The sequence below is a fragment of the Enterobacter sp. RHBSTW-00593 genome (assembly GCF_013784105.1).
Classification (GTDB): Bacteria; Pseudomonadota; Gammaproteobacteria; order Enterobacterales; family Enterobacteriaceae; genus Enterobacter; species Enterobacter ludwigii.
On record NZ_CP056393.1, the window covers coordinates 3,041,191 to 3,051,532 of the forward strand.

The 10,342-nt window shown below is 53.5% G+C and carries 12 protein-coding genes, 1 tRNA gene and 1 other annotated feature; of the genes, 5 read left to right on the plus strand and 8 right to left on the minus strand.

The features are described from left to right. Positions 1-11: 11 nt before the first annotated feature. Positions 12-87, plus strand: a tRNA-Asn gene (locus tag HV242_RS14435). 53 nt (positions 88-140) lie between these two features. Next, the gene (locus HV242_RS14440; RefSeq protein WP_063858300.1) at positions 141-473 is read left to right on the plus strand and encodes a gamma-glutamylcyclotransferase family protein; all 333 of its coding nucleotides are present in this window, start codon (positions 141-143) and stop codon (positions 471-473) included. Positions 474-522: 49 nt separating this feature from the next. Here HV242_RS14440 and HV242_RS14445 read toward each other — a convergent pair whose 3' ends face one another. The 4 genes from HV242_RS14445 to dacD all read right to left on the minus strand — a co-directional run bounded on the left by HV242_RS14445 (position 523) and on the right by dacD (position 3,949). Beyond that, positions 523-858 (minus strand): DUF496 family protein, encoded by a 336-nt coding sequence (locus HV242_RS14445; protein ID WP_008499467.1) that lies wholly within the window; start codon positions 856-858, stop codon positions 523-525. 168 nt (positions 859-1,026) lie between these two features. Beyond that, positions 1,027-2,085, minus strand: a complete 1,059-nt coding sequence (locus HV242_RS14450; RefSeq protein WP_020883296.1) for an FUSC family protein — start codon at positions 2,083-2,085, stop codon at positions 1,027-1,029. A 92-nt stretch (positions 2,086-2,177) separates the two neighbouring features. Continuing rightward, the gene (gene sbmC / locus HV242_RS14455; RefSeq protein WP_032678501.1) at positions 2,178-2,651 is read right to left on the minus strand and encodes a DNA gyrase inhibitor SbmC; all 474 of its coding nucleotides are present in this window, start codon (positions 2,649-2,651) and stop codon (positions 2,178-2,180) included. 131 nt (positions 2,652-2,782) lie between these two features. After that, positions 2,783-3,949, minus strand: coding sequence for a serine-type D-Ala-D-Ala carboxypeptidase DacD (gene dacD / locus HV242_RS14460; protein WP_014170783.1), 1,167 nt, complete (start codon positions 3,947-3,949; stop codon positions 2,783-2,785). Between the two features lie 198 nt (positions 3,950-4,147). Here dacD and sbcB point away from each other — a divergent pair, with 198 nt between their 5' ends. Continuing rightward, a complete protein-coding gene (sbcB, locus tag HV242_RS14465) occupies positions 4,148-5,584 on the plus strand; it encodes an exodeoxyribonuclease I (RefSeq protein WP_153852495.1) in 1,437 nt (478 codons plus the stop codon). A 59-nt stretch (positions 5,585-5,643) separates the two neighbouring features. On the opposite strand, the gene plaP is transcribed toward sbcB, so the two are convergent. The 4 genes from plaP to HV242_RS14485 form a co-directional block, all read right to left on the minus strand. Continuing rightward, positions 5,644-7,002 (minus strand): putrescine/proton symporter PlaP, encoded by a 1,359-nt coding sequence (gene plaP / locus HV242_RS14470; protein WP_014170786.1) that lies wholly within the window; start codon positions 7,000-7,002, stop codon positions 5,644-5,646. Beyond that, positions 6,992-7,054: a membrane protein YoeI gene (gene yoeI, locus HV242_RS14475; protein ID WP_099458931.1), complete on the minus strand. Its 63-nt coding sequence runs from the start codon at positions 7,052-7,054 to the stop codon at positions 6,992-6,994. Before yoeI ends, plaP begins: the two co-directional genes overlap by 11 nt. A 218-nt stretch (positions 7,055-7,272) precedes the next feature. Next, positions 7,273-8,202: a LysR substrate-binding domain-containing protein gene (locus HV242_RS14480; protein WP_050737038.1), complete on the minus strand. Its 930-nt coding sequence runs from the start codon at positions 8,200-8,202 to the stop codon at positions 7,273-7,275. A gap of 41 nt (positions 8,203-8,243) precedes the next feature. Then, entirely contained in the window at positions 8,244-9,068 is an 825-nt protein-coding gene (locus tag HV242_RS14485; RefSeq protein ID WP_014170788.1) for an SDR family oxidoreductase, read from the minus strand. 174 nt (positions 9,069-9,242) lie between these two features. Between HV242_RS14485 and hisL the strand changes: the two genes are divergently transcribed. Continuing rightward, positions 9,243-9,293, plus strand: coding sequence for a his operon leader peptide (gene hisL / locus HV242_RS14490; RefSeq protein ID WP_001364200.1), 51 nt, complete (start codon positions 9,243-9,245; stop codon positions 9,291-9,293). Continuing rightward, positions 9,269-9,392, plus strand: a sequence feature (His leader region). Its footprint overlaps the gene before it by 25 nt. Positions 9,393-9,437: 45 nt before the next feature. Continuing rightward, positions 9,438-10,337 carry an ATP phosphoribosyltransferase gene (gene hisG / locus HV242_RS14495; RefSeq protein ID WP_000886595.1) on the plus strand — a complete coding sequence of 300 codons (900 nt, stop codon included), beginning with the start codon at positions 9,438-9,440 and terminating at the stop codon, positions 10,335-10,337. The last annotated feature ends 5 nt before the right edge of the window (positions 10,338-10,342 follow it).

A 10,342-nucleotide genomic window follows, 5' to 3' on the forward strand; every position in this document is an offset into this window, starting at 1 on the left:
TCCACAACGATTCCTCTGTAGTTCAGTCGGTAGAACGGCGGACTGTTAATCCGTATGTCACTGGTTCGAGTCCAGTCAGAGGAGCCAAATTTAAAAAGCCTGCTTTTATAGCAGGCTTTTTGCTTTGCTGGTGAGGGAAAATGAACGCTCTGTTTGTCTACGGCACGCTACGCCCGGGTCACGCGAATGCACATATTCTTGAAAACATCGGTGGCGAATGGCAGGCCGGTTTTGTCACCGGGACGTTTTACGAACGTGGCTGGGGCGCGGCGGCAGATTTTCCGGGGATAGTGCTGCATCCGGACGGCCCACGCGTGGAGGGCTTTCTGTTTATCTCTGATAGCCTGAGTGCACACTGGCCAATGCTGGACGAATTTGAAGACGGCTACGATCGGGTTGAGGTCAATGTGACCACGCCGCATGGAAAACAGGTCAACGCCTGGATTTATCAGCTACAGCCGCGTACTGCGTAATAAAAAAGGCTCTCTGTCACCAGAGAGCCTTTTTTGTATTCATCGGCGATTACTCGCTTTTGGCTTCACCGTTTTTGATTTCGCCCATTACTTTCAGTTTCTTGGAGATATCACGGCGTTCTTTAGACAGCTCAGCGTTTTTGATGATGTAGTCATCAACGCGGTCTTCGTAGTCGCTCTTCATGCTGGCGATGATGCCCTGAATAGCCTCAACGCTCATGCCTGGCTTGATGTAGTCGCTCAGGTTATCGAGCAGCAGGACACGTTTCTGGTTGTCACGGATCTTCTTCTCAACGTCCTGGATTTCACGCTGCAGTTTGTTTTTGCGGCGGAACAGGCGGACGAATTCCAGAACATCCTGGAACGAAGGCTTGGTAGTTTCCATTTTTACACCCCTGATAATGTGAGATTCGGATTCGTTAAAGCAACCGTTGTAACAATAACCTTACTGACAGCGGCTGCGAATGACAATGAGTATATCGTTTAAAGCTATCATAACCCCAATTGATGCTGAATCGAAGCAGCAGGCGTCACATATGGAGATAGCTGCTCTTTATTTGCGCAGCGCCCGGCAAATGAGATGCGACAGTAGCTCCAGCTGCCGCGCCAGCTCCATACTCAGCCAGACATAACCATGAATAGGCGTTTCCGCAACGTTATCGCTCTGACGCTCATTCATTAACTGCTTCAGCTCCGCAACGATCTCATTCAGACGTTCACTGTTCGCCAGGATGGGCTGCGGGTTACCTTCATAAAGCGCGTGGGCGATGGTCAACAGCGTTTGCTGCGTCATCTGCTGCGTCTCTTTTAAGGTATGGGCGTTGAGCATTAAAAGGTGGCTGGGACGAGAAGCCCAGTGCGCGTTGATTTGCAACTCAAGCATGCATACCAGATTGCGGCTTACCGTCTGAATGGCTTCGAAAATGGATTTCTGGATATGGGTTTCTTTGCTGGCCGGGGTAATCAGCCCGCGCATCCTGACCACATCGTTGAGGATCGTTTGCAGATGTTTTTCCAGCCGGGGACGTTCAACCAGGTTAGGGGAAAATCCGGCCTGATAGACACGGTTGAATGCGGTGACATAGTTAGCCATCTGAATACGCCAGTGCAGAAAAGCACGCTGTGGCCAGATGCCGGTAAAGAGCATAGCCAGCAGTGAGCCGAGGATAACGTCCCCGCTTCGCCACAGGGCAGTCGTCATATCCCCCGCCGGTGCACCGACCACCACCGACAGCGTGATACCAATCAGCAGCGCCTGATAGGGCCTTTTGCCTAAAGCCAGCCAGCCGCAAAGGAACATCGCGGCACCGCACCAGATCAACATAACCGGAAACGAGATAAGCTCAAGCTTCAGCGCGATAAGCCCCAGGGCAGAGCCTAAAACGGTACCGCCAATGCGCTCGAAGGCGCGTGGAACAACGTTCCCCCAGAACGAAATAGGCCCCATCACGACCACCAGCGTGATAAGCGGCCATGTTCCCTCAGGAACATCCAGCAAACGAACCAGCACAAACGTCAACACAAAGGCCAGCGCGATACGGCACCCATGTACCACGCGGTAGTGTTTGTACAGACGAATTTCAAAAGGGGTTAATGATTTGTCGGGACGCACACCCGCTCTCCAGCTACAGGGCAAATCACAATTGTACTGTGTTTTCAGCCGGGCGGATCACACCCGGCTGAAAAACCCTGTAATAACCAGGCTTAACCGGCTTTGTGCTCTACACCAATATACATTTCGATGTCCCAGTAACCGTCCGCGTTACCATCATTAAGGTAGCGCTCGAAGCAGGGTTTAGGGGCCATCTGGTAGCTGTTGTCCTGCAAGAGGGAATTAAAGAACTGGTTCCATGGGGTCGCGAAGTCATGGTTTTCAACGCGCGCCGTCGCCACCGCATACTCTCCAGCGGCGATTTCCGTCATCATGACGCCTTCGCTGTTTTCAGGAATGACAAAATCGTCCGGTACCGTTACGGCCGTGTCACAGCGCAATTTTTCTGCCGGGACCTCGTCCGGATTATCGTAGTAAACCGCAACCCACTCCAGCGGCTGAATGTGACGTCCATCCACCCACATGACTAACTGTTCGAAGCCCTGTTTTACCGTTTTGTCCCACGGCCCGACCAGATGAAAGCCGGCGATTTTACGTTTCTGTTGCTGCTTGATGCTGTAGTCCATGCTGCCTCCTTTTATTACTGTATATTTATACACTATAAAGCAGGTTTTAACTGTTCAGCAAACGAGGAGTGTTTATTATGTGAGCAGACTCGCAACCGCGCCAGTCTGCTCATGAGCTTTAACGCAGGCCGTTACAGCGTGTGATGCAGATAATCGCTCAGACGGGAGAAGAGGCCGCCTTTATTCACCGCTTCGAGCGTCACCAGCGGCCAGTGCGCCACGACTTTGTCACGATCGTAAAGCTGGATTTCCCCTACCCGCTGATGAGCCGCAATCGGCGCTTCCAGCTCTTTTTTATCCAGCACGTACTTGGCTTTGATGTTAGGAACTTCTGTTTTAGGCAAGGCCAGCCAGAAATCCTGGTCGGTGCCCAGTTCCACCTGCTCTTTATCGCCGTACCAGATACGCTCTGTTCCCACTTTTTTGCCGTTATGCAGGATCTGCACCGTATCAAAGTTCTGCTGCCCCCAGTGCAGCAGCTTCCGGGCCTGTTCCTCACGCCCTTTCGGGCTGTCAGCGCCCATCACCACCGCGATTAAACGACGCTGACCGTCAACCGCTGACGCAATCAGGTTAAAGCCCGCTCCCGACGTGTGCCCCGTTTTCAGGCCATCAACGTTCATGGTTTTATCCCACAGCAGGCCGTTACGGTTTTGCTGGGTGATCCCGTTCCAGGTAAGGCTCTTTTCGCTGTACATATGGTAGAACTCTGGCTCGCCGTGAATGATAGCCCGGGAGAGCACGGCCAGGTCATAGGCAGAGCTGTGCTGGCCCGGCGCGTCCAGACCGTGGACGGTTTCAAAGTGGGTATCGCGCAGGTTCAGCTTTTGTACATAGTCGTTCATCATCTTCACAAACTGCGGCTGACCACCCGCTACGTGATCCGCCAGCGCCACGCAGGCGTCGTTACCGGAATCCACAATCAGTCCACGGCTCAGGTCACGCACCGAGACGCGATCGCCCTCTTTCAGGAACATCAGCGACGATCCTTCAAACACCGGGTTCCCTTTTGCCCACGCGTCGCGGCCAACGGTAACGATGTCATCCGGGGTAATGCGGTGGCTGTCGATGGCCCGATCGACAACGTAGCCCGTCATCAGCTTGGTCAGGCTCGCCGGATTACGTTGTTGATGTTCGTTGCCCGCCGTTAAGATCTGACCAGTCGTGTAATCCATTAGCACCCAGGAGCCCGCCTGAATGGCCGGAGGCTGCGGCGAAAAATCCAGCGGATCGGCCGCGAAGGCAGAAGAGACACTCGAAGCGAGTAAAGAAACAGCAATAAACAGACGGCGTTTCAACGGTATATCCTCAGGTCATTAAAAATCGATGACCTTTTTACGGGAGTTCTGTTGTCGTTACCTGGCTTAATTGCAAAAAAATGTGACAGAAAGCAGATTTTACGCTGAAGCGGCCTCGCAAATTTGCACGGTGATGGCGCTTTTTATTCGGACTGACCTGCACGATCGTTTACCATAGAGACGTCATTTTTTAACAGGATGGTATTACTGGTGTCTGATTCAGCCGCGCGCCCTACATTTTTGTTCCACGACTACGAAACCTTTGGCACCCACCCGGCGCTGGATAGACCGGCACAGTTTGCGGCCATCCGTACCGACGATGAATTCAACATCATTGGCGAGCCTGAGGTCTTTTACTGTAAGCCGGCCGATGACTACCTGCCCCAGCCCGGCGCGGTAATGGTCACCGGGATCACCCCACAGGAAGCCCGGGACAAAGGCGTGAACGAGGCCGCATTCGCCCGGCGCATTCACGACCTGTTCACCGTCCCGAATACCTGCGTGGTCGGTTACAACAACATCCGTTTCGATGACGAAGTGACGCGCAATATCTTCTACCGCAACTTCTACGATCCTTATGCCTGGAGCTGGCAGAACCGCAACTCGCGCTGGGATTTGCTCGACATTATGCGTGCCTGCTATGCGCTGCGCCCGGAAGGCATCAACTGGCCTGAGAATGATGAAGGGCTGCCGAGCTTCAGACTGGAACACCTGACGCGTGCAAACGGTATTGAGCACAGTAATGCCCACGATGCGATGGCCGATGTCTACGCCACCATTGCTATGGCAAAGCTGGTAAAAGCCGCTCAGCCACGGCTGTTTGACTATCTGCTGACCCACCGCAGCAAGCAGAAACTCACCACGCTGATTGATGTGCCGCAGATGAAACCGCTGGTGCATATCTCCGGTATGTTTGGCGCCTGGCGCGGCAATACCAGTTGGGTCGCACCGCTGGCCTGGCATCCGGATAACCGTAATGCCGTGATTATGGTGGATTTAGCCGGTGATATTACACCGCTGCTCGATCTCGACAGCGATACGCTGCGCGAACGGCTCTATACCCCGAAAGATGAACTCGGCGATCTGCCCGCGGTGCCGGTCAAACTGGTCCATATCAATAAATGTCCGGTCCTGGCCCAGGCCAATACGCTGCGCGCAGAGGATGCCGACAGGCTGGGGATTAACCGTCAGCGTTGCCTGGATAACCTCAAGGTGCTGCGTGAAAACCCGCAGGTGCGTGAGAAAGCGGTGGCGATCTTTGCCGAAGCCGAACCCTTTGTTCCGTCAGACAACGTCGATGCGCAGCTGTACAACGGCTTTTTCAGCGACGCAGACCGTGCGGCAATGAATATTGTTCTGCAAACCGAACCGCGTAACTTACCCGCGCTGGATATTACCTTCGCGGACGCACGTATCGAAAAACTGATGTTTAATTATCGCGCGCGCAACTATCCTGGAACGCTGGATGAAACCGAACAGGCGCGCTGGCTTCAGCATCGTCGTCATGTGTTTACACCGGAGTTTCTGCAGAGCTACGCGCAGGAGCTGGAGATGCTGTATAGCCAGTATGAAGGAAATGCTGAAAAGCAGGCGCTGTTAAAAGCGCTGTATCAGTATGCGCAGGAAATCGTCTGACAGATTTTGGGCGAAAAAAAACCGGAGGCGATGGTCTCCGGTTTTTTTTTACTTAGTTCTTACGCAACGTCTTCATACTGAGGAACCGGGTTACGGAAGCTCTTCGTGACGCACGCCAGGTAAACCAGGCCGATACCCGCCCAAATCAGGCCAAGCACCATGGAACTCTCTTCCAGGTTAACCCACAGCGCACCCACGGTCAGCGCACCACACATCGGCAGGAACAGATACTGGAAGTGGTCTTTCAGCGTTTTATTACGCTTTTCACGGATCCAGAACTGAGAAATAACCGACAGGTTAACAAAGGTGAACGCCACCAGCGCACCGAAGTTAATCAGCGCAGTTGCCATCACCAGGTCAAAGTTAATCGCCAGCAGAGCAATAGCGCCGACCAGGATGATGTTCATCGCCGGCGTACGCCAGGTTGGGTGAACGTAGCCGAAGAAGCTTTTCGGGAATACGCCGTCACGACCCATTACATACATCAGACGTGCAACGCCTGCGTGCGCGGCCATGCCGGATGCCAGTACCGTGATGGTGGAGAAGATCAACGCGCCAACCTGGAACGCTTTACCCGCCACGTAGAGCATAATTTCTGGCTGAGAGGCATCCGGATCCTTAAAGCGAGAGATATCCGGGAAGTACAGCTGCAGGAAGTAGGTCGCAAAGATAAAGATCAGACCACCAATCAGCGCCGTCAGGAAGATAGCACGCGGGATAACACGCTCTGCGTCCTTGGTCTCTTCAGACAGGTTGCTGATGCCGTCAAAACCGGTAAAGGAGAAGCACAGAATGGTTGCCCCGGTAATCATCGGGATCACATGCGCATCACCAGACCAGAAAGGCTTGCTGCTCGCCAGGGTACCTGCACCTTCACCGTGGAAGACACCAAAGATAACCATGCCCAGAATCACGGCAATCAGGATGACCTGAAGCACAACAATAACGGAGTTAAAGTTCGCAACGGACTTGATGCTGCGCAGGTTGAACGCCGTCATAAAGGCCACCAGCGCCACGACGAACATCCACGAAGGGATCGACGGCACCAGTGCTTCAAAATAAATTTTAGCCAGCAGAATGTTGATCATCGGCGCGAACAGATAGTCGAGCAGCGAAGACCAGCCCACCATAAAGCCAACGGTCGGGCTGATGGATTTCTGGGCGTAGGTGTAGGCGGAACCGGCAGACGGATAGCGACGGACCAGTTTACCGTAGCTCAGCGCGGTAAAGAGGATCGCAATCAGTGCGAAGGCGTAAGCCGTCGGCACATGACCGTCTGTGAGGCCTGATACGATACCGAATGTATCGAACAGCGTCATTGGCTGCATATAGGCAAGGCCCATCATAACAACCGGAACTAACGTAAGGGTTTTACGTAATTCCACGCGAGAGGTGTTTGGAGTTGCGTTATGCGACATAGTTATTCTCCTTTACGGTGATAACCGCCACGTAAGCGAAAAATTGCCCCATTTCTGTATTCCTCAGCGACAACAACTGTCGGATTTTAGTAAATATCTATCCGGTACGAAGCCCGGCCTCTTGGTTTTTAGTTTCGTTTCATACGTGCAAAAAAAAATAACCGACGCCTTTTATATCGTCGATTATTCATTTGGTTGCAGCGGCGCATTTTGCCCCACATCGGATACAAAAGGCAATACTTTGCAACGCCCGGGGCGATTTTCTTTTTTCTAACTGGCTGATTTCTCGACGCTGCTTTGCGAGTAAACGGCAGCAATAGCACTATTTGCTAAAATTTCGTCCCGCCACCAGGCACTTGCCAGCCCCGCAGTTTGTTCATTCCAGCCGACCCACACCGATTCATTGCTGCTTTGTGCAAGCACCTGTTTTTCAACAAGCGCACCGCTGTCTAAAAACCGCTGCGCCAGATAGCGGGGTAAATAGCCGCACCCCAGGCCACTGATTTGCAGCTCCAGCTTGGTTTTATAGTCGAACACCGTGATCGCCTCCTGCTCATCAAGCAACTGCGTGGAGGCCGCACAGTCGGGACGCGAGCTGTCACCGACCACAATGGCGCGGTAGCCTTTAATCGTGCGCCGGTTAAGGGGTTCCGGCTCCTGCGCGAGCGGATGGTGTGGCGCGACGGCGAAAACCTGCTCCAGCACACCCAGCCGGGCGAAACCGAAATCGCTTAACTGGGGCGGTTCATGCAGCGCACCGACAAAAATATCTGCCCTGCCCTGAGTTAAGGCATCCCATGAATCGCCCAGCACGCCATTAATGAAGATTAATCGGGTTACGCTGTGGTGCTGATAGAACTCCTCAATCAGCGGCGTCAGAAGAGAAAACGGAAAAGTATCATCAACGCCGATGACCAGTTCGTTCTCCCATCCCTGGTGCAGTTTGACGGCCTGTTTTTCCAGTTCGCGAACGGTATGCAGGACGTCGCGCCCCTTCTCCAGCAGCATCTGCCCGGTACGGGTAAAACGGGCGCGGTGACCAGAGCGATCGAGGATCTGGATATTAAGATCGCTTTCCAGTTTATGAACGGTATAGCTCAGCGCCGACGGGGTTTTGAAGAGCTTTGCCGAAGCAGCGGCAAAGCTCCCCTCTTTTTCCAGTGCATCCAGAATAATAAGAACATCCAGCAGCGGTTTCATGTTCGCCCCCTTCCGGTGTGCGATCGTTTCCGCTGAGAAACTTATTCCATCGGCATCACCAGCGGATCGGGATATTGATACTCAAACCCCAGCTCATGACAAATGCGATTGCCATCAACAATTTTGCCTTTACTTTCGTCCTTTGCTTCACCAAAAACAGGCGGAACCAGACCCAGCTGGCGTGCCATCAGCGGGTAAAACGTGCTACGCGCTGGATGAGAAGGCGCACATATATTATAGATGTGCCCACCTTTTGGAGCCTGTAAGAGTAGTTCTATTGCGGCAATTACGTCATCAAGATGCACAAGATTGACGCCATGTTGTCCGTCTGGCGCGGATTTTCCCGCGAAGAAGCGCCCTGGATGTCGTCCGGGGCCAACCAGACCTGCCAGCCGTACAATATCGACCTGGGTGCCGGGAAGATGATGCAGCCAGTCTTCCAGCTCTTTCAGCACTTTACCGCTCGCGGTAACGGGATGACGCTCAGAGGTCTCTTTCACCACGCCGTCAACATCGCCGTAGACCGAGGTTGAGCTGGTAAAAATAATGCGTGGGACGTGATGCGCCAGCGCGCTGTCGACAATCTCCTGCATCGCCTGCAGATAAAATGATTCGCCCGGGCCACTGCGCCGTGCCGGTAACGTAATCACCAGCGCATCAACGTTCATCAGCGTGTCCAGATCGTCAGCATCACACACCAGTTCGGGTTCCAGACGCAGCTCGACGCCGTCAATACCGCACATGCGCGCCGCTTCTACCCCATCCGCCGTGGTTTTGCTTCCGGTCACCTGCCAGCCTTTTGCGGCTAATGACATCGCCAGCGGCATTCCCAGCCAACCTAAACCGACAATCGCGACCTTTTTCATGCGAATTCTCCTGACTTTTACTCGTCTTTCTTAAGGCTACGCCAGCCCGGCAGAACACACAATTCATAGCGTCAATATGAAATGAATTAATGATCAAAAAAAGCCCTTGCAATCAGTCATACAACTGGTTTAGGTTAAAAGACATCAAATGAATAAGCATTCATCGAGAATTTTATGACACGCGTTCAATTTAAACACCACCATCATCACCATCATCCTGACTAGTCTTTCAGGCGATGTGTGCTGGAAGACGTTTGGATCTTCCAGTGGTGCATGAACGCATGAAAAAGCCCCCGGAAGATCTTCTTCCGGGGGCTTTTTTTTGGACCAAATTCAGACAGGTTAAAACAGGTTAACGAGGAAAACAGAATGTTAGATAACTCACGTTTACGCATAGCTATTCAAAAATCAGGCCGTTTGAGTGATGATTCACGCGAACTGCTCGCCCGCTGCGGGATTAAAATCAACCTGCACACCCAGCGCCTGATTGCCCTGGCTGAAAATATGCCCATCGACATTCTGCGCGTGCGTGATGACGATATTCCCGGCCTCGTGATGGATGGCGTTGTTGACCTCGGCATCATCGGTGAAAACGTGCTGGAAGAAGAGCTCCTTACCCGCCGTGCCCAGGGTGAAGATCCACGCTATTTTACCCTGCGTCGTCTGGACTTCGGCGGCTGCCGCCTGTCGCTGGCCACGCCTGTCGATGAAGCCTGGGACGGCCCGGCCGCGCTGAACGGCAAGCGTATCGCCACCTCCTACCCTCACCTGTTAAAACGTTACCTGGATCAGAAAGGCGTGCAGTTTAAATCCTGCCTGCTGAACGGCTCTGTTGAGGTGGCGCCGCGCGCGGGTCTGGCTGACGCCATCTGTGACCTCGTCTCTACGGGCGCCACGCTGGAAGCGAACGGTCTGCGCGAAGTGGAAGTGATTTACCGCTCCAAAGCGTGCCTTATCCAGCGCGACGGCGAAATGGCCGATGCGAAACAGCAGCTGATCGACAAACTGCTGACCCGTATTCAGGGCGTGATTCAGGCCCGTGAATCGAAATACATCATGATGCACGCGCCAACCGAACGTCTTGATGAGGTCATTGCCCTGCTGCCAGGCGCAGAGCGCCCGACCATCCTGCCTCTGGCCGGTGACCAGCAGCGCGTCGCCATGCACATGGTCAGTAGCGAAACCCTGTTCTGGGAGACCATGGAAAAACTGAAGGCGCTGGGCGCAAGCTCAATTCTGGTGCTGCCAATTGAGAAGATGATGGAGTGATGGCC

What these genes read in the sequence shown, in the direction of transcription:
- HV242_RS14480 (WP_050737038.1), bottom strand. Translation starts at nt 8,202, where the DNA reads ATGAAACCGCTGCTGGATGTTCTTATTATTCTGGATGCACTGGAAAAA.
- plaP (WP_014170786.1), bottom strand. Translation starts at nt 7,002, where the DNA reads ATGTCGCATAACGCAACTCCAAACACCTCTCGCGTGGAATTACGTAAA.
- HV242_RS14440 (WP_063858300.1), top strand. Translation starts at nt 141, where the DNA reads ATGAACGCTCTGTTTGTCTACGGCACGCTACGCCCGGGTCACGCGAAT.
- sbmC (WP_032678501.1), bottom strand. Translation starts at nt 2,651, where the DNA reads ATGGACTACAGCATCAAGCAGCAACAGAAACGTAAAATCGCCGGCTTT.
- sbcB (WP_153852495.1), top strand. Translation starts at nt 4,148, where the DNA reads ATGGTATTACTGGTGTCTGATTCAGCCGCGCGCCCTACATTTTTGTTC.
- hisG (WP_000886595.1), top strand. Translation starts at nt 9,438, where the DNA reads ATGTTAGATAACTCACGTTTACGCATAGCTATTCAAAAATCAGGCCGT.
- HV242_RS14445 (WP_008499467.1), bottom strand. Translation starts at nt 858, where the DNA reads ATGGAAACTACCAAGCCTTCGTTCCAGGATGTTCTGGAATTCGTCCGC.
- HV242_RS14485 (WP_014170788.1), bottom strand. Translation starts at nt 9,068, where the DNA reads ATGAAAAAGGTCGCGATTGTCGGTTTAGGTTGGCTGGGAATGCCGCTG.